17 protein-coding genes and 1 pseudogene are annotated in these 18,460 nt (G+C 63.2%); 11 read left to right on the forward strand and 7 right to left on the reverse strand.

The genetic code is table 11. From position 1 onward, the window contains the following. Positions 1-259: 259 nt before the first annotated feature. Together SB765_RS24175 and SB765_RS24180 are read right to left on the reverse strand one after the other, a co-directional pair. The gene (locus tag SB765_RS24175) at positions 260-1,753 is read right to left on the reverse strand and encodes a CoA-acylating methylmalonate-semialdehyde dehydrogenase (RefSeq protein ID WP_016497893.1); all 1,494 of its coding nucleotides are present in this window, start codon (positions 1,751-1,753) and stop codon (positions 260-262) included. Between the two features lie 77 nt (positions 1,754-1,830). Next, a complete protein-coding gene (locus SB765_RS24180) occupies positions 1,831-3,177 on the reverse strand; it encodes an aspartate aminotransferase family protein (RefSeq protein WP_410932056.1) in 1,347 nt (448 codons plus the stop codon). A 115-nt stretch (positions 3,178-3,292) separates the two neighbouring features. Here SB765_RS24180 and SB765_RS24185 point away from each other — a divergent pair, with 115 nt between their 5' ends. The 5 genes from SB765_RS24185 (at position 3,293) to SB765_RS24205 (ending at position 7,647) form a co-directional block, all read left to right on the forward strand. Then, positions 3,293-4,213 carry a LysR family transcriptional regulator gene (locus SB765_RS24185; protein WP_026034606.1) on the forward strand — a complete coding sequence of 307 codons (921 nt, stop codon included), beginning with the start codon at positions 3,293-3,295 and terminating at the stop codon, positions 4,211-4,213. A 90-nt stretch (positions 4,214-4,303) separates the two neighbouring features. Continuing rightward, positions 4,304-4,966 (forward strand): TetR/AcrR family transcriptional regulator, encoded by a 663-nt coding sequence (locus SB765_RS24190; RefSeq protein ID WP_016497890.1) that lies wholly within the window; start codon positions 4,304-4,306, stop codon positions 4,964-4,966. A 9-nt stretch (positions 4,967-4,975) separates the two neighbouring features. Next, the gene (locus SB765_RS24195) at positions 4,976-5,560 is read left to right on the forward strand and encodes an IMPACT family protein (protein WP_016497889.1); all 585 of its coding nucleotides are present in this window, start codon (positions 4,976-4,978) and stop codon (positions 5,558-5,560) included. Between the two features lie 366 nt (positions 5,561-5,926). After that, positions 5,927-6,613, forward strand: coding sequence for an SDR family oxidoreductase (locus SB765_RS24200; RefSeq protein WP_410932057.1), 687 nt, complete (start codon positions 5,927-5,929; stop codon positions 6,611-6,613). Positions 6,614-6,699: 86 nt separating this feature from the next. Next, positions 6,700-7,647, forward strand: coding sequence for an adenosine deaminase (locus tag SB765_RS24205; protein ID WP_410932058.1), 948 nt, complete (start codon positions 6,700-6,702; stop codon positions 7,645-7,647). A 19-nt stretch (positions 7,648-7,666) separates the two neighbouring features. Here SB765_RS24205 and SB765_RS24210 read toward each other — a convergent pair whose 3' ends face one another. Further along, positions 7,667-8,380, reverse strand: coding sequence for an ArsR/SmtB family transcription factor (locus SB765_RS24210; RefSeq protein WP_049273704.1), 714 nt, complete (start codon positions 8,378-8,380; stop codon positions 7,667-7,669). A gap of 487 nt (positions 8,381-8,867) precedes the next feature. Between SB765_RS24210 and SB765_RS24215 the strand changes: the two genes are divergently transcribed. Next, the gene (locus tag SB765_RS24215; RefSeq protein WP_080642756.1) at positions 8,868-9,065 is read left to right on the forward strand and encodes a hypothetical protein; all 198 of its coding nucleotides are present in this window, start codon (positions 8,868-8,870) and stop codon (positions 9,063-9,065) included. On the opposite strand, the gene SB765_RS24220 is transcribed toward SB765_RS24215, so the two are convergent. After that, positions 9,016-10,197 (reverse strand): multidrug effflux MFS transporter, encoded by a 1,182-nt coding sequence (locus tag SB765_RS24220; protein WP_341797483.1) that lies wholly within the window; start codon positions 10,195-10,197, stop codon positions 9,016-9,018. The genes SB765_RS24215 and SB765_RS24220 overlap by 50 nt on opposite strands. 245 nt (positions 10,198-10,442) lie before the next feature. Continuing rightward, the gene (locus SB765_RS24225) at positions 10,443-10,640 is read right to left on the reverse strand and encodes a heavy-metal-associated domain-containing protein (RefSeq protein WP_410932059.1); all 198 of its coding nucleotides are present in this window, start codon (positions 10,638-10,640) and stop codon (positions 10,443-10,445) included. A gap of 145 nt (positions 10,641-10,785) precedes the next feature. On the opposite strand from SB765_RS24225, the gene SB765_RS24230 reads away from it, so the two are divergent. The 5 genes and pseudogenes from SB765_RS24230 to SB765_RS24250 all read left to right on the forward strand — a co-directional run bounded on the left by SB765_RS24230 (position 10,786) and on the right by SB765_RS24250 (position 16,142). Continuing rightward, positions 10,786-11,172 (forward strand): hypothetical protein, encoded by a 387-nt coding sequence (locus SB765_RS24230; protein WP_049274448.1) that lies wholly within the window; start codon positions 10,786-10,788, stop codon positions 11,170-11,172. Between the two features lie 52 nt (positions 11,173-11,224). Next, on the forward strand, positions 11,225-13,624 hold the full coding sequence (locus tag SB765_RS24235) for a heavy metal translocating P-type ATPase (protein WP_410932060.1): 2,400 nt from the start codon (positions 11,225-11,227) through the stop codon (positions 13,622-13,624). Continuing rightward, positions 13,621-14,031: a Cu(I)-responsive transcriptional regulator gene (gene cueR / locus SB765_RS24240; RefSeq protein ID WP_016497881.1), complete on the forward strand. Its 411-nt coding sequence runs from the start codon at positions 13,621-13,623 to the stop codon at positions 14,029-14,031. The genes SB765_RS24235 and cueR overlap by 4 nt, the downstream gene beginning before the upstream one ends. Before the next feature lie 365 nt (positions 14,032-14,396). Beyond that, positions 14,397-15,284, forward strand: a pseudogene (locus SB765_RS24245) (sensor histidine kinase); the annotation flags it as partial. A 129-nt stretch (positions 15,285-15,413) separates the two neighbouring features. Next, the gene (locus tag SB765_RS24250; RefSeq protein WP_410932081.1) at positions 15,414-16,142 is read left to right on the forward strand and encodes a methyl-accepting chemotaxis protein; all 729 of its coding nucleotides are present in this window, start codon (positions 15,414-15,416) and stop codon (positions 16,140-16,142) included. 65 nt (positions 16,143-16,207) lie between these two features. On the opposite strand, the gene SB765_RS24255 is transcribed toward SB765_RS24250, so the two are convergent. Then, positions 16,208-16,987 carry an AraC family transcriptional regulator gene (locus tag SB765_RS24255; RefSeq protein ID WP_096425548.1) on the reverse strand — a complete coding sequence of 260 codons (780 nt, stop codon included), beginning with the start codon at positions 16,985-16,987 and terminating at the stop codon, positions 16,208-16,210. Positions 16,988-17,107: 120 nt separating this feature from the next. Further along, on the reverse strand, positions 17,108-18,385 hold the full coding sequence (locus SB765_RS24260) for an acetyl-CoA C-acetyltransferase (protein ID WP_410912455.1): 1,278 nt from the start codon (positions 18,383-18,385) through the stop codon (positions 17,108-17,110). Positions 18,386-18,460: the final 75 nt, after the last annotated feature.

Genomic DNA, 18,460 nt, shown 5'->3' on the forward strand with positions numbered 1-18,460 from the left:
ACTACCTAACTCATTGAATCTCAAGGAGTTTGTCGTTCCGATGTCGCTGGAAGTGGGGCGCATTATAAGGGGATTCGAAAAGGCGTCAACCTTTAATTTCAAGAAACTGAAATATAAGCGGGAAATACCTAGAAAGGCCCGTACAACGCATTCAGCGCCTGTGAGACCCAAGGCGAACAAAGCTGAAATGCCCGAGGCGCCCCCCCCCCAAAAACAAAGCGGGGAGGCCTTTCGGCCTCCCCGCTTTAATTACCTGCCCTTAAAGGCTAGGGAATGCAAACTGCGACGCTTCATGGCTGGCACGCTGCGGCCAGCGCTGGGTAATCGCCTTGCGACGGGTATAGAAGCGCACCCCGTCCGGGCCATAGGCATGCAGGTCACCGAACAGCGAACGCTTCCAGCCACCAAAGCTGTGATAAGCCACCGGCACCGGCAGCGGCACGTTCACACCCACCATGCCCACTTCGATCTCGTCGCAGAACAGGCGCGCCGCTTCACCGTCACGGGTGAAGATGCAGGTACCGTTGCCATACTCGTGATCATTGATCAGCTGCATCGCCTGCTCCAGGCTGTTCACACGCACCACGCACAGCACCGGGCCGAAGATCTCTTCTTTATAGATACGCATCTCCGGGGTCACCTTGTCGAACAGGGTGCCACCCACGAAGTAGCCATCTTCATTACCGGCCACACGGAAGCCGCGGCCATCCACCACCAGCTTGGCGCCGGCAGCAACACCGTCATCAATGTAACCCACTACCTTGTCACGGGCAGCAGCCGTTACCAGCGGGCCCATGTCCAGGCCGCACGAAGTGCCGGCACCAATCTTCAGTGCCTTGATCTGCGGTTCCAGCTTGGCAATCAGGGCATCGGCCACCTGGTCGCCCACGCATACCGCCACCGAAATGGCCATGCAGCGCTCGCCGCACGAACCGTAGGCCGCGCCCATCAGTGCGCTGACGGCGTTGTCCAGGTCGGCATCCGGCATCAGTACCGCGTGGTTCTTCGCGCCACCCAAGGCTTGCACGCGCTTGCCGCGCTTGGTGCCTTCGGCATAGATGTACTCGGCGATCGGCGTTGAACCGACAAAGCTCAGTGCTTTTACTTCTGGCGCTTCGATCAGCGCATCCACCGCCTCCTTGTCACCGTGCACCACGTTCAGGATGCCCTTCGGCAAGCCGGCTTCCAGCAGCAGCTGGGCGATGTACAGGGTCGAGCTGGGGTCACGCTCGGACGGCTTGAGGATGAAAGCGTTGCCGCAGGCGATGGCCAGTGGGTACATCCACAGCGGCACCATGGCCGGGAAATTGAACGGGGTAATGCCAGCGACCACGCCCAGCGGCTGGAAGTCGGACCAGGCATCGATGTTCGGGCCGACGTTGCGGCTGTACTCGCCTTTCAATACTTCTGGCGCTGCGCAGGCGAACTCGACGTTCTCGATGCCGCGCTTCAGTTCGCCGGCTGCGTCTTCCAAGGTCTTGCCATGCTCTTCGCTGATCATCTGCGAAATCTTGGCTTCGTTCTGCTCCAGCAGTTGCTTGAAGCGGAACATTACCTGGGCGCGCTTTGCCGGTGGGGTGTTGCGCCAGGCCGGGAAGGCCGCCTTGGCGGAGTCGATCGCTTCCTGCACGGTCGCGCGACTGGCCAGCTCGACCTTGCGTACAGCCTGGCCGGTGGACGGGTTGAAGACATCGGCGGTGCGCTCACCTTTGGAAACCAGCTCGCCATGGATCAGGTGCTGAACAATGCTCATGCAAAACTCCGGATATAGAAGGTAGAGGCAGGCGCGCTATCTATACATGCGCGCGCCTGGCATCGAAATCGGAAAGATCAGTCGATCAGGTTCAGGTTTTCGCCGACGGCGTCGAACAAGCGATCCAGTTCCTGCGGCGTGGTGTTGAACGTTGGGCCGAACTGCAGGGTGTCGCCACCGAAGCGTACATAGAAACCTGCCTTCCACAATTTCATCGCCACTTCGTACGGGCGGACGATGGCATCACCGTCACGGGCGGCGATCTGGATGGCGCCGGCCAGGCCGTAGTTACGGATATCGACAACGTTCTTGGTGCCCTTCACGCCGTGCAGCAGCTTCTCGAAGTGCGGCGCCAGCTCGGCGGCGGACTGCACCAGGTTTTCCTTCTGCAGCAGGTCCAGCGCGGCGATACCGGCGGCGCAGGCCACCGGGTGGGCCGAATAGGTGTAGCCGTGCGGGAATTCCACGGCGTATTCCGGCGTCGGCTGGTTCATGAAGGTGTGATAGATCTCACTGCTGGCAATCACCGCGCCCATCGGGATGGCGCCGTTGGTTACCTGCTTGGCGATGCACATCAGGTCCGGGGTCACGCCGAAGGCTTCAGCACCGGTCATCGCGCCCATGCGGCCAAAGCCGGTGATCACTTCGTCGAAGATCAGCAGGATGTTGTGCTGGGTGCAGATTTCACGCAGGCGCTTCAGGTAACCCTTAGGCGGCGGCAGTACACCGGCGGACCCCGCCAGCGGCTCGACGATCACCGCAGCGATGTTGGAGGCATCGTGCAGCTCGATCAGCTTGAGCATTTCGTCAGCCAGGGCAATACCGCCCTCCTCCGGCATGCCCTTGGAGAAGGCGTTCACCGGCAGCACGGTGTGAGGCAGGTGGTCGACATCCAGCAACTGGCCGAACATCTTGCGGTTACCGTTCACGCCACCCAGGCTGGTACCGGCGATGTTCACGCCATGGTAGCCGCGGGCACGGCCGATGATCTTGGTCTTGGTCGCCTGGCCTTTCAGGCGCCAATAGGCACGCACCATCTTCAGCGCGGTGTCGGCGCACTCGGAACCGGAGTTGGTATAGAAGACGTGGTTTAGGTCGCCAGGAACCAGATCGGCAATCTTTTCCGCCAGCTGGAACGACAGCGGATGGCCAAACTGGAACGCCGGGGAATAGTCCAGGGTACTCAGCTGACGGGTCACCGCGTCAGTGATTTCCTTGCGGGTGTGCCCGGCGCCGCAGGTCCACAGGCCAGACAGCGCATCAAAGATCTTGCGCCCTTGGTCATCGACCAGGTAGTTGCCTTCGGCCGCCACGATCAACCGTGGGTCGCGGTGGAAGTTGCGGTTGGCGGTGTAAGGCATCCAGTGGGCATCCAGCTTGAGCTGGCTGGCGATACCGGCGGAAGCGGTTTCGGGCATGTTCATCGGCGGTTCCTCGAAAGACGATTAGGCAACGATGTATGTTGTTGCAGCTAAATTGGCACGGCGATAAAGTCTGAAAAAGCCAACATTTCTAATCTTCAGACAGGCCGTGACTAAACTGATGAGCCGACGCCCCGATCCACTCGCCCAAGTCAGCGATTTCGACATCCGCCTGCTGAAGATCTACCGCAGCGTGGTCGAGTGCGGTGGCTTTTCGGCCGCCGAGAACGTGCTGGGCATTGGCCGCTCGGCCATCAGCCAGCAAATGAACGACCTGGAGCAACGCCTTGGCCTGCGCCTGTGTCAGCGCGGCCGCGCCGGTTTCTCGCTGACCGAGGAAGGCCGCGAGGTCTACCATTCGGCACTGCAACTGCTCAGCGCCCTGGAAAGTTTCCGCACCGAGGTCAACGGCCTGCACCAGCACTTGCGTGGCGAGTTGAACATTGGCCTGACAGACAACCTGGTCACCCTGCCGCACATGCGCATCACCCATGCCCTGGCCGAACTCAAGGACCGCGGGCCCGATGTACGTATCCAGATCCGGATGATCGCACCCAGCCAGGTCGAACACGGCGTGCTCGACGGCAGCCTGCATGTTGGTGTGGTACCTCAGACCAGCCCGCTGTCGGGCCTTGAGTACCAGCCGTTGTACAGCGAACGCTCGCTGTTGTACTGCGCGGTCGGCCACCCGCTGTTCTATGCCGACGACCAACAGGTCGACGACGACCGCCTCAACAGCCAGGAAGCCATCACCCCCACCTTCCGCCTGCCCGCCGACATCCAGGCCCATTACCAGGCGCTGAACTGCACGGCCAGTGCTTCAGACCGCGAAGGCATGGCGTTTCTCATCCTCACCGGGCGCTACATTGGCTACCTGCCCGACCACTACGCCACATTCTGGGTGCAGCAAGGCCGCTTGCGCGCCCTCAAGCCCCAACAGCGCTTCTATGACCTGAGCCTGAGCTGGGTAACGCGCAAGGGCCGGCGGCCCAACCTGGTACTGGAAAGCTTCCTCGACAGCCTGGCTGCGACACGTTGATGCCAGTCTGTGCCGCAAACGCTTGTCACTTCGGCGCAGGCAGGTAATCTTGTCCGACAGCCGCAGCCACTGACCCGTACGGAATCGTCCATGACCCTAGAAGTCCCTGCGCACCGCCTCTCCGCCTCGGGCAAGCCCGCGGGCCGCATCCGCCAGAAAAACGAACAGGCCATTATCCAGGCCGCCGAAGACGAGTTCGCCCGCCATGGTTTCAAGGGCACCAGCATGAACACCATCGCCCTCAAGGCGGAATTGCCCAAGGCCAACCTGCACTACTACTTCACCAACAAGCTGGGCCTGTACATTGCCGTGCTCAGCAACATCATCGAGTTGTGGGACAGTACCTTCAACGCCTTGAGCGTCGAGGACGACCCCGGGGAAGCCCTGAGCCAGTACATCCGCACCAAGATGGAGTTCTCGCGCCGCAACCCGCAGGCCTCGCGGATTTTCGCCATGGAGGTAATCAGCGGTGGCACCTGCCTGACCGAATATTTCAGTGCCGACTACCGCGAGTGGTTCCGCGGCCGGGCTGCCGTGTTCCAGGCCTGGATCGAAGCCGGCAAGATGGACCCGGTCGACCCGGTGCACCTGATCTTCCTGCTTTGGGGCAGCACCCAGCACTACGCCGACTTCGCTACCCAGATCTGCCAGGTTACCGGCCGCAGTCGCCTGACCAAGCAGGACATGGAAGACGCAAGCAACAACCTTATCCACATCATTCTGAAAGGCTGCGGCATCAAGCCCGCTGTGTAACCGTCATTTATGCCTTCTACCCTGCTCGACCTCTGCGAATACCGCGAGGACATCCGCAAAAGCCGCTTCATCACCCTCGCCGGGCCGATCAGCAGTGCCGCCGATGCGATGAGCTTTATCGAACGCCACAGCGACCTGGCCGCCACCCACAACTGCTGGGCCTGGAAGCTCGGCGGGCAGTACCGCAGCAACGATGACGGCGAACCCGGCGGCACCGCAGGCCGGCCGATCCTGGCAGCCATCGAAGCGCAGGACTGCGACCAGGTCGTGGTGCTGGTGATCCGCTGGTACGGCGGTATCCAGCTGGGTACCGGCGGCCTGGCGAGGGCCTATGGCGGCGGCGCCAACAAGTGCCTGCAACAGGCACCCAAGCGGCTGCTGGTGCAGCGCAGCGAATTCACCTGCAGTTGCAGTTTCAGCGAACTTGCGTTGGTGAAACTGCGCCTGGCGGAGGTGGACGGCCTGGTACTGGATGAACAGTTCACCGCCAATGGCGTAGACCTGCTGATCGCGCTTGGTGATGCCCACAGGGCGCCACTGCAGCAGCAACTGGCCGACCTGAGCCGCGGGCGCATCCTGCTCGAAGCATGCTGAACATTGCCCACAACAACTGTGGGCCTGCCTGTGGATAAGCTTGGGGCACTCTCTTGCAGGCTAGTGATTTCGAGGCCCCCAGAGCTTTGATCATATTTTGATCACTATTTGATGACAGTCGTAAACTGCTGAATGTCCGCGACTTATCCCCAGCGAACCGCCCATCCAAGCCGCCCCCCCTTGCTCACCTTGCACACAATAACTGTGGACCAGCCTGTGGATAACCCGTGCGCCAACGGGCGAAGCGCCCGGCCCCGCAAGGCCCAGACGAAACTGACCATTTTTTAACCAGACGCAAACCAGGCACGCGTATTCGCCGTGACGTATGCTCAATTCCTTTTCCCACACCGATAAAGGAATGTTCCTATGGCTACTTCAAGAACTGCCCTCATCATCGGCGCCTCGCGCGGGCTTGGCCTAGGCCTGGTGCAACGCCTGAACGAAGACGGCTGGAGCATCACTGCCACCGTGCGCAACCCGCAGCAACCCGGCGCCCTGGCGGACGTGACCGGCGTGCACATCGAACAGCTGGAAATGAACGACACCGCCCAACTCGATGGGCTGAAACAACGCCTGCAAGGCCAGGTGTTCGACCTGGTATTCGTCAATGCGGGCGTCATGGGCGCCCTGCCGCAAGACCTGGAGACGGTTCAGAACAAAGACATCGGCGACCTGTTCATGACCAATGCCGTGTCGCCCATCCGCGTGGCCCGCCGCCTGGTCGGCCAGGTGCGCGAGGGCAGCGGGGTGCTGGCCTTCATGAGTTCGATCCTGGGCAGCGTAACCATCCCCGACGGTGGCGAAATCTGCCTGTACAAGGCCAGCAAGGCAGCGCTTAACTCGATGATCAACAGCTTCGTGGTTGAACAACAGCGCCCCGACCTGTGCGTGCTGGCCATGCACCCGGGCTGGGTGAAAACCGACATGGGCGGCGAAAACGCCGAAATCGACGTGTTCACCAGCACCCGCGGCATGCTCGACCAGATCAACGCACAAAGCGGCAACGGCGGCCTGCGTTTCATCAACTACAAGGGCGAACCCTTGGTCTGGTGATTCACCGGGTCGCAGCCTGGCCGGGCGCAATGCCCGGCCAGGCCCTGTAGAATGGCGGCAACCGTACCTGATTGAGATGCCCCACTATGTATGACTGGTTGAACGCCCTGCCCAAGGCCGAACTGCACCTGCACCTGGAAGGCTCGCTGGAGCCCGAGCTGCTGTTCGCCCTGGCCGAGCGCAACAAGATCGCCCTGCCCTGGGCCGATGTGGAGACCCTGCGCGGTGCCTATGCCTTCAACAACCTGCAGGAGTTTCTCGACCTGTATTACCAAGGCGCGGATGTGCTGCGTACCGAGCAGGACTTCTACGACCTGACCTGGGCCTACCTGCAACGCTGCAAAGCCCAGAACGTGATCCACACCGAACCGTTCTTTGACCCGCAAACCCACACCGACCGCGGCATCCCTTTCGAAGTGGTGCTCAATGGCATCAACCAGGCGCTGAACGACGGCCGCAAGCAACTGGGCATCAGCAGTGGCCTGATCCTCAGCTTCCTGCGCCACCTCAGTGAAGAGGAAGCGCAAAAAACCCTCGACCAGGCCCTGCCGTTCCGCGACGCGTTCATCGCCGTCGGCCTGGACAGCTCGGAAATGGGTCACCCGCCAAGCAAGTTCAAGCGCGTGTTCGACCGGGCCCGCAGCGAAGGCTTTGTTGCCGTTGCCCATGCCGGCGAAGAAGGCCCGCCCGAGTACATCTGGGAAGCGCTCGACCTGTTGCAGATCAAGCGTATCGACCACGGCGTTCGCGCCATCGAGGACGAGCGCCTGATGCAACGCATCATCGATGAGCAGATCCCGCTCACCGTGTGCCCGCTGTCCAACACCAAGCTCTGCGTGTTCGACCACATGAGCCAGCACAACATCCTGAACATGCTCGAACGCGGCGTGAAGGTTACGGTCAACTCGGACGACCCGGCCTACTTCGGCGGCTACGTGACGGAAAACTTCCACGCCCTGCACACCCACCTGGGCATGACCGAAGACCAGGCCCGTCGGCTGGCGCAGAACAGCCTGGATGCCCGGCTGGTCTGATTGACCGACGCCGTTGCGCTCAGCCGACCTGCAACGTCGCCACGCGGGCTATGCGATTGATCTGCTGGATACCCAGCGCCGAGATATGCAATGCCCGCGTGTCCTCGGCCTCGCGCATCCAGCCAGATTGCAGAAACAGCCTGAACAAGGCCTGGCCCAGCACGCCACCCAGGTGCGGGGCCTGGTCGTTCCACTCGGTGCAACGACAGATCACGCAACCACGTTGCTGGTGTGGCGCCAGGGCATCGATGTAGACCCCGACAAGCGCCAATTGCGCCCGCCCCTCGTCACTTACCATCAACTGTCGGCCGCTGCCTTCCAGCCAGCCGGCCACCACCACGCGATGGTACAGCTCACTGGCCAGCTCCCCACCCAGGTGATCGCCACAACGGCGAGCGCGGCGCATCGACATGGGCAACGGTGATACCGGCGCCTTGGCCTGCTCCCCCCTGGCGCCCTCCAGCTGAACGCTGGCCAAGGCCTCCACGGCGGCCCCGACCTGCGGTGTCGCCAGGCGGAAATAGCGCTTGCGGCCACGTGCTTCATGCCTGAGCAACCCGGCCGACGACAGCAACGAAAGGTGCGCGCATGCCGATGACGAAGTCAGGCCGGTCATTATCGCGAGCTCATTGGCCAGCCGTGGCGTGCCGTCGATCAATGCCCACAACATGGCACTGCGCTTCGGGTCGGCCATCAGGCTGGCAATCTGGCTGATACTGCTGGCTGCGTTCATATCCCTGTAACTCCCTGCAAGTTCACGGTGTGGATGCGATGGCCAACCCTGGCGGGGAAGCACCTCTCGCTGTCACTGGCCTGGGTCGCCAGTATAGGCCGCAGCAAACGCCGTTCAGACGCTCACCTGCCGATATACCTGCGGCGAAAAACCACTGGGTATGCCTACCCTTGGCAAACAGTGAAACAGCCTCGGAAAACTGCCCGGAACCCGGTCAACCAAAGGTCCGATATACGCGTACAGCGGCGTAGAAACATCTTGATGAAAAAAGACCGGCTGCAATTTCAGATATGGCCCACAGCCATGTTCCGCAAATAGCGCGCAACGAAGCGAAGGTTCTGCGGGTTTGCGGGCATTACGCCCAAAGCGGGAAACAGGGAGAGTAAATGCGCCTGTCGACCGTCAGTCAGGACACTGATGCAGCCCGTGGCAGCCACGAAGGGCGGCGCTACACTTGAGCGGCTACCCCTTCTGGAGGTTTGCCGCGATGAAAATTGTCGTCAGTGCATCGAGCCGAAATCCTGCCTGCCCCTGGCAGGTCCAGCTCGATCAACACGTGGTCAGTTTCCGCAGCGAGGCCGAGGCGCGGGCCTTCGTCGCCACGCTCGAAACCCGCCTGCAGGCACCTCACCCGCTTATGCGGGACGCCTGGCCTGCAAGCGTCGGGTCAGCAGCGCGACACTGACCGCCAGTGCACCGCACAAGCTGATCACCGTCGCCATCGGCACCGCACTGCCATCATGCAGCAGGCCGACCAGTGCCGCCGCCCCTGCGGCGACGCTGAACTGCAGGCAGCCCATCAGTGCCGAGGCGCTGCCAGCCCGTGCGCCCTGCCCGCTCATGGCGCAGGCAGAGGCGTTGGGGATGATGCAGCCCAGGCTGGCGATGCAGATGAACAGCGGTACCAGCAGCGGCCACAACTGTGCCGGCTGCAACGCTGCCACGCCCAACAGCGCGAGGCCTGCCGCCAGGTAAACCCACACCCCGCGCGCCAGCAGGAACGCCGGGCCACGCTTGGCCAGTAGACGTGCATTCACCTGTGCCACCAGGATGAAGCCGGCGGCGTTGGTGCCGAACAGCCAGCCGTAGTGCTCGGCCGGCACGTCATAGAGCTTGATGAACACGAAAGGGGAACCAGCGATGTAGGCAAACATGCCGGCAATGGCGATACCACCGGTCAAGGCATGGCCAAGGAACACCCGGTCTGCAATCAAACGCAGGTATTGGCGCAAAGCGCCAGACAGCGGCTGACGCGGCATGTGCTCAGGCAGGCTTTCCGGCAGGCCAAGGCTGACCGCCAGCAGGCAGCCGGCACTGAACAGGCTCAAGACCAGGAAGATCGACTGCCAGCCCGCCAGGTTCACCAGCACCCCGCCCAGCATCGGTGCCAGGATCGGCGCCAGGCCCATGACCAGCATCAGTTGCGAAAACACCTTGGCCGAGGCCACCGGGTCGCACTTGTCGCTGACGATGGCCCGCGACAGCACCATGCCAGCACAACCGCCCAGTGCCTGGACGAAGCGCGCCAGCACCAGGGTGTCGAGGTTGGGGGCATAGGCACAGGCCAGCGACGCCAGGGTGAACAGGGTCACCCCGAACATCAGCGGTATGCGCCGGCCAAAGCGATCAGCTACCGGGCCATAGGCCAACTGGCCGATGGACAGGCCGAGGAAGTAGGCGGCCAAAGTGGCCTGGATGTGTTTTTCATCGGTGGCGAACGCCTGCGCCATGGCCGGGAAGGCGGGCAGGTAGAAGTCGATCGCCAAGGGCCCGAACGCACTGAGTGCGCCCAGGATGAGCACCATTCGCAGGTTCATCAGGAATCCATAGCAGGCTAAGCAAGTGATTGATTCTACCTGCTGTGGACCCTATCGGTATGAAAACATTTGCAACAAACCTGGGCCTTGCGGGGAAAATTGTCTGGCTCGAAACCTGAAAATTGCCGTGGTCCCTGTGGGGAGCGGGCGTGCCCGCGAATCAGGCAACGCGGTGGATGGCACCGGCTATGCCGGTATTCGCGGGCACGCCCGCTCCCACAGGTGAGTCTCCCACTGGCAAGTCTTCAGGCGAGTTCGGCCTGATAACCTTCATCACGAATGGCGGTAAGGATCTGGTCCTGCCCCAGTTCACTCTGCACCCGTACCTGCTTGGCTGCCAGGTCGATCTCGACCTTGGCCGCTGCATCCTGCTCCTGCACCGCGCGGGTCACGGCTTTCACGCAATGGCCGCAGGTCATGCCTTGTACATTGAACACTTGCATGGGGGTTGCCTCCTTCAGGTTTTCAACGAGTCTCAAGCTTGCCATCGGGGCAAGGTCAAGCCCTGCCAGCAACACCTGGGGTGGAAATCCGCGCCCGCGTCGGCCAAGCTTCGCGTTTGACGATCAGGCAAGCAGGAGATTCTTCATGTTCAGGGCAGCATTGGGCGTCGTCGGGCTATTGAGCGCGCTGGCTGCGGTGCCACCGGCCAGTGCCGAGGGCAATTCGGACTACAGCGTACTGATCATTTCCCGGGAACGCCTGGAAGTGGCCACCAACTGCGAAATCGGCGTCTACCTCAACGATCAGCTTTCCGGGCGTGTGTTCCAGGAGCAATCCACCTCGTTCAACCTGCCGCCCGGCCCGGTAGACGTGCGCCTGCGCCTTTTGCCAGGGCAGATGCCAGGCTGCGCAGCGGGCATCGAAGACCAACGCAGCACACGCTTGAACCTGCAGGCGGGCCAGATCAACAAATATCGCATCGCCATGGGGCATTATGGGCTTGAGTTGAAGCGAGCCGGCCTGGGCTATTGACCTTACCTGCATGGCAAGGTTGATGCTGGAGGCCTGTCCAAGGAGGAGAGCCATGCCCGCATCCACCACGTATGACCTGCCGATCTCCGGCATGACCTGCGCCAGCTGTGCCGGCCGGGTCGAGCGCGCCCTGCGCAAGGTCACCGGCGCTGAACAGGTCAGCGTCAACCTCGCCACCGAACAGGCCCGGGTCCAGGCCCCGGCCGACAGCCTGCCCGCCCTGGTCGATGCCGTGCGCGAAGCCGGCTACGGCGTGCCCACCCGTACCGTCGAACTGCAGATTGGCGGCATGACCTGCGCCAGCTGCGTCGGCCGCGTAGAGCGCGCCTTGGGCAAGCTGCCCGGGGTCGAGCAGGTCAGCGTCAACCTTGCCAGCGAACGCGCGCACCTTGAAGTGCTGGCGGCCGTTGATGACAACCTGCTGATCGACACCGTGCACAAGGCCGGCTACAGCGCCAGCCTGCCGCAAACGGCCAACGTCGACCAAAGCGCTGCCCAGCGCCGCCTGCGCAAAGAGCGCCTGGCAGTCGGCGCAGCCTTGCTGTTGGCCCTGCCACTGGTATTGCCGATGCTGGTGCAGCCATTCGGCCTGCACTGGATGTTGCCTGCATGGGCGCAGTTCCTGCTGGCCACGCCGGTGCAGTTCATTCTTGGCGCCCGCTTCTACGTAGCCGCCTGGAAGGCCGTGCGCGCCGGTGCCGGCAACATGGACCTGCTGGTGGCGCTAGGCACCAGCGCTGGCTACGGCTTGAGCCTGTACCAGTGGGCGCAGGCCCCTGCCGGCATGGCCCCACACCTGTACTTTGAAGCCTCGGCCGTGGTGATTGCCCTGGTGTTGCTGGGCAAGTACCTGGAAAGCCGTGCCAAGCGCCAGACCGCCAGCGCCATTCGCGCCCTTGAGGCACTGCGCCCGGAGCGCGCCCTGCGTGTAGTAGACGGCCAGGAGCAAGACGTGGCCATCGCGCAGTTGCGCCTGGGCGACCTGGTGCTGGTCAAGCCCGGCGAGCGTTTCCCGGTAGACGGTGTGGTCGAAGACGGCAGCAGCCATGCCGATGAAGCCCTGATCAGCGGCGAGAGCCTGCCGGTGCCCAAGCAACCCGGCGACAGTGTCACCGGTGGTGCCATCAATGGCGAAGGCCGGTTGCTGGTGCGCACCCAGGCGCTGGGCACCGAAACCGTGCTGGCCCGTATCATCCGCCTGGTGGAAGACGCCCAGGCCGCCAAGGCGCCGATCCAGAAGCTGGTCGACCGGGTCAGCCAAGTGTTCGTCCCGGCCGTGCTGGTACTGGCCCTGATCACCCTGATCGGCTGGTGGCTGGCCGGCGCACCGTTGGAAACCGCACTGATCAACGCCGTTGCTGTGTTGGTCATCGCCTGCCCCTGTGCCCTCGGCCTGGCCACGCCTGCAGCAATCATGGCCGGCACCGGGGTTGCCGCCCGCCACGGTATCCTGATCAAGGATGCCGAAGCCCTGGAGCGTGCCCATGCGGTCAACCGCGTGGTCTTCGACAAGACCGGCACGCTTACCTCTGGCAGCCCGCGGGTTGTCCACAGCCAGGCGCAAGTGGGCAACAGCGCCGACCTGCACCGCCTGGCCGGCGCCCTGCAGCGCGGCAGTGAGCACCCACTGGCCAAGGCGGTGCTGGATGCCTGCGCCGAACAGAAGCTGGACGTGCCAAGCGTTACCGACAGCCAGTCGCTGACCGGGCGCGGCATCGCCGGATGTGTAGAGGGCCGCGAGTTGGCCCTGGGCAACCGCCGCCTGCTCGACGAAAGCGCACTGCAACCTGGTGACCTGGACGCCAAGGCCCAGGCCTGGGAAGCCGAGGGGCGCACCCTGTCGTGGCTGATCGAACGCGGCACGCAACCCCGTGTGCTGGGCCTGTTCGCCTTTGGTGACAGCCTCAAGCCCGGCGCCGCGCAAGCCATAAATACCCTGCACGCACAGCACATCAGCAGCCACCTGCTGACCGGCGACAACCGCGGCAGCGCCAAAGTGGTGGCCGACGCCCTGGGCATCGACGATGTGCATGCCGAAGTGCTGCCGGCCGACAAGGCCGCCACCGTGGCCGCGCTCAAGCTGGATGGCGTGGTCGCCATGGTTGGCGATGGCATCAACGACGCCCCGGCCCTGGCGGCCGCCGATATCGGCATTGCCATGGGTGGCGGCACCGATGTGGCCATGCAGGCCGCCGGCATCACCCTGATGCGTGGCGACCCGCGCCTGGTGCCGGCCGCCCTGGAAATCAGCCGCAAGACCTACGCCAAAATCCGCCAGAACCTGTTCTGGGCGTTCATCTATAACCTGATCGGCATCCCGCTGGCCGCGCTGGGTTACCTCAACCCGGTACTGGCCGGCGCCGCCATGGCCCTGTCCAGCGTCAGCGTGGTCAGCAACGCGCTGTGGCTCAAGGCGTGGAAACCCACCAGCACCAACGAGGAAGCGCCATGAACATCGGCCAGGCCGCCCGCCGCAGCGGGCTTAGCACCAAGATGATCCGTTATTACGAATCCATCGGCCTGCTCAAACCTGCCACGCGCAGCGACAGCGGCTACCGCCTGTACCAGGCAGAAGACTTGCACAGCCTGGCCTTCATCAAGCGCTCCCGCGACCTGGGCTTTTCCCTGGAAGAGGTCGGCAAGCTGCTGACCCTGTGGCAAGACCGCCAGCGTGCCAGCGCCGATGTGAAGGCGCTGGCGATGCAGCACATCGATGAACTGAACCGGCGTATCGAGGAGCTGGTGAGCCTGCGCGACACTCTTGGCGAGCTGGTTTCGCATTGCCAAGGGGACGACCGCCCGGACTGCCCGATCCTCAAGGACCTGGCCAACGGTGCTGCTGGAAGTTGCTGTCACTGATCGGTCATCAGCCTTTGGTATGCCATAAGCGTCCAAACGCGACCGAATAGTCACCAGCCGCGACTTTATCCAATAAATACGGGCGTTTTCCTACATAAAACCCGGATGCTGCCGATGCACTGGCTACCTGCCTCGTGGGTCGACAATTAAAAATTCCGGGAGCGTCGATGAGCATCAAACAGAAACTGACCTGGGCATTCGCGGTCATCGCCGGCTTGCCCATCGTCCTCGTGGCCACCCTGGTGGTCCTCAACCTGCGCGGCGAAGCCCGTGACGGATTCCTCGACGGTAGCAGCCGGGAAATCCGCCAGGTCAGCAACGCGATGAACATCTTCTTCCAGGGCATCAACCAGAACGTCGAGTACATGGCTTCGCAGCCAATGGTCGCCGCCACCGGCAGCGAGCTGAACAAGTACATGAGCGCCGCGCCGTCCTACGAACTGGGCGAGCAGGCCGGCAAGCTCCTCGACTTCATGACCCGCCTGGCCAACGCGCATCCGTCCTATGCCTACCTGTCCTACGGGGTGAACGACGGCGGCTACACGGGCTGGCCGGCCGGGCAAAAGTTCGTCAATTACGACCCACGCACCCGCCCCTGGTACCAACTGGCCATGGCCAACCCGGGCAAGACCGTGCGTACCGGCGCCTACTACTGGGCGGCCGACGACGCGGTACTGGTCAGCACCGTGCGCGCCGTGGCCAACCAGTTGGGCAACCCCGGCGGCGTGGTCAACATCGACGTGTCGCTCAAAGGCCTGACCGAGATCGTCAAACAGATCAAGCTGGGTGAAAGCGGCTACCTGATGCTGGTGGAAAGCAACGGCAACGTCATGGTCGACCCACGCGACGCCGCTCACAACTTCAAGCAGCTGGCCAGCTTTGGCGACGGCTATGCCGCGCTGGCCAAGGCAGGCAAAGGCCTGGTCGAGGTCGAGCTTAATGGCGTGCGCTATATGGCCAACGTCTACCCCGATGAGCAACTGGGCTGGACCTTCATCGGCCTGATCGAACAAAGCGAAGTGATGCAGACCACCACCCGGCTGACCTGGCTGATCGGCGGCATCGCCGTGGTGCTGGCCGCGCTGTTCGCAGTGGTCGGTGCAGGCTTCGCCAAGCTGATCGTGCGCCCGATCAATAGCGTCACCAGCGGCCTGGAAGACATTGCCCAGGGCGAGGGTGACCTGACCCGCAACCTGGAAATCCGTGGCCGCGACGAAACCGCGCAACTGGCCAGCTGGTTCAACCAGTTCCTCGGCGCCATTCGCAGCCTGATCCAGCACATCGGCGCTGCTGCCGGCAAAATCCTCAGCACTTCCAGCAGCTCGACCCGCGTTTCCAGCGACATGGCCGAAGCCGCTGGCCGCCAGCGCGAAGCCGTGGACATGGTGTCCACCGCCTTCCACGAAATGGTCGCCACCGCCAACGAAGTGGCCCGTTCCTGTAGCCAGGCGGCCCAGTCGGCCGACAGCGGTCAGCAGCAAGCACGCGAGGGCCAGCAGCAGATCGACGCCGCCGTACAAAGCGTCGACCGCCTGAGCCACGAGATCGAACAGTCCGCGCAGTCGATCCAGCAGCTGGAGCGTGACAGCAACGCTATCCAGTCGATCCTCGGCACCATCCGCTCGATTGCCGAACAGACCAACCTGCTGGCCCTCAACGCGGCCATCGAAGCAGCCCGTGCCGGTGAGCAGGGCCGTGGTTTTGCCGTGGTGGCCGACGAAGTGCGGGCCCTGGCCAAGCGCACAGCCGACTCCACTGCCGAAATCGACGGCCTGCTGGGCAACCTGGCCAGCCGCACGGCCGAAGTGGCCGAGCAGATGCATGCCAGCCTGGAAGTGTCGCAGCAGTCGGTAAGCCGCATCGGCCTGGCCCGCGACAGCTTCGGGCAAATCCGTGAGTCGGTGGATGTGATCCGCGACATGAACACGCAGATCGCCACGGCGGCCGAGGAACAGCACCAGGTGGCCGAGGACATCAACCGGCATATCAGCCAGATTCACGGGGATGCGCAGCTGGTGGCCGAACTGGCCCAGGCGGCGCGGCAGGACTCCGAGAGCCTGGCGGGGCTGTCCAATGAGCTGGATTCGCTGGTGCGCAGGTTCCGTACCTGATGTGTGGCCTGAACCGACCTCTTCGCGGGTAAACCCGCGAAGAGGCCGGTTCAGGCAACCAGGCACTACAGCTTCAACTCCCCCGGCGTCGCCCCAAACAGCTGCTTGAACGCCGCAATGTAAGCCGAGGTGGAGTCATATCCACACCCCAACGCCGCCTCGGTCACATTCTCCCCCGCCTCCAGCAACGCCAGCGACGACAACAGCCGCATGCGCTGCCGCCAGTTGCGAAAGCTCAACCCGGTCTCGCGCTGGAACATCCGCATCAGCGTCTTCTCCGAACACCCCAGCTCCCGCGCCCATTGCTGCAAAGTCTGCGGCTGGTCCGGCGCGGCGATCAAACCGTTGCACAGCGCCAGCAACCCAGGGTGACGTGGCAAAGGCAGCGAAAACCCGACTTCCGGCAACGTGCGCAACTGGTCGAGCAGCACCGCCACCAGTCGCGCCTCGGCACTGTCATATTCCGGGTAGTCCGCCGGGAACAGGCAGAACTGCTTGATCAGCTCGCGTGCCAGTGGCGTCACCTCCAGCACCCGGCATTGCTCCGGTGCCCATGGGCAGGCATCGCGGCGCACATACAGGCTGCGCATCTCGGCCTGCATCGAGGTCAGCACTTCGTGTTCGGCATCGGCAGGGATCCACACACCCCACTGGGGTGGGGCAAAGTAACTGCCGTCCCGGGTGTACACGGCCAGTACGCCGCTGATGGCGTAGGAAAACTGCACCCAGTCGTGCTGGTGGCGGGTGGTCCAGGAGCCGGCACCGAGGCTTTCGGCACGGGCATAGAGGGGCCTGGGCAAGTGGTCCAGCGCAGGAATAGCGCGAGGATGTCCGATGATCGGCATGGCGGTTTCTTGTAGTTCTGAGCAGACAAGCCTAACAGCTGGTGGACATCACGGGGACATCTGCGCTGTCCTGTGGGAGCGGGTTTACCCGCGCAGCAGGCGACGCGGTATTGCAAAAAATCAACGCTCGACGATAACGGTCACCCCCTGCCCACCCGCCGCACAAATCGAAATCAGCCCACGCCCCTTCCCCGCCGTGGCCAGCAGCTTGGCCAGGTTGGCCAATATCCGCCCCCCGGTCGCCGCGAACGGGTGCCCGGCCGCCAGCGAGCTGCCCTTGACGTTGAGCTTGCTGCGGTCAATCGCCCCTAGCGGCGCCTCCAGCCCCAACTGTTCGCGGCAATAGTCGGCATCCTCCCAGGCCTTCAGCGTGCACAGCACCTGGGCGGCAAAGGCTTCGTGGATCTCGTAATAGTCGAAGTCCTGCAGGGTCAGGCCATTGCGCGCCAGCAAGCGTGGCACGGCATACACCGGGGCCATCAACAGCCCTTCGCGACCGGTGACGAAATCCACTGCAGCTGTTTCGCCATCGACCAGGTAAGCCAGCACCTGAAGCCCCTGCTGCGCAGCCCATTCTTCAGTGCCCAGCAACACCACCGAGGCCCCGTCGGTGAGTGGTGTGGAATTACCCGCCGTCAGCGTGCCCTGGCCGCTGCGGTCGAAGGCGGGCTTGAGCCTGGCCAACTGCTCGAGGCTCAGGTCCGGGCGCAGGTTGTTGTCCCGTGTCAGCGACAGAAACGGCGTCAGCAAGTCGTCCTGCCAACCCTCGACATACGCGGCGGCCAGCTTCTGGTGGCTGAGCAACGCCAGCTCGTCCTGCTCTGCACGGCCAACCCGCCAAGCCTGGGCCATGCGCTCGCAATGCTCGCCCATCGACAACCCCGTGCGTGGTTCGCCATTGCGTGGGAACTCGGGTTTCAGGTGGTGAGGCCGCAACTTGAGCAAAGGCTTCAGCCGCTCCCCCAGGCTTTTGCCACGGTTGGCCTGCAACAGGAGGTGGCGCAGCCCTTCGTTGACGGCAATCGGTGCATCGGAAGTGGTATCCACGCCGCCGGCAATACCGCAGTCGATCTGCCCCAGGGCAATCTTGTTGGCCACCAGCAGCGCGGCCTCAAGCCCGGTGCCGCAGGCTTGCTGGATGTCGTAGGCCGGGGTCTGCGGCGACAGGCGCGAACCCAGTACACATTCGCGGGTAAGGTTCATGTCACGTGAGTGCTTGAGCACCGCGCCAGCCACCACCTCCCCCAGCCGTAACCCATGCAGGCGATAACGTTCGATCAGGCCCTCGAGGGCGACCGTGAGCATCGCCTGGTTGCTGGCCGTGGAGTAGGCGCCATTGGAGCGGGCAAAGGGGATTCGGTTGCCGCCCAGGATCGCGACCCGGCGAGGTGAACGCATGTGCTTGTTCCTCCTGAAACAATTTGATCCGTACAGCCTAGGTGTTTTTACCGCATTCGAACGACCTTGCCACAA

The sequence above is a fragment of the Pseudomonas sp. SIMBA_067 genome, assembly GCF_046534675.1.
Lineage (GTDB): Bacteria > Pseudomonadota > Gammaproteobacteria > Pseudomonadales > Pseudomonadaceae > Aquipseudomonas > Aquipseudomonas putida.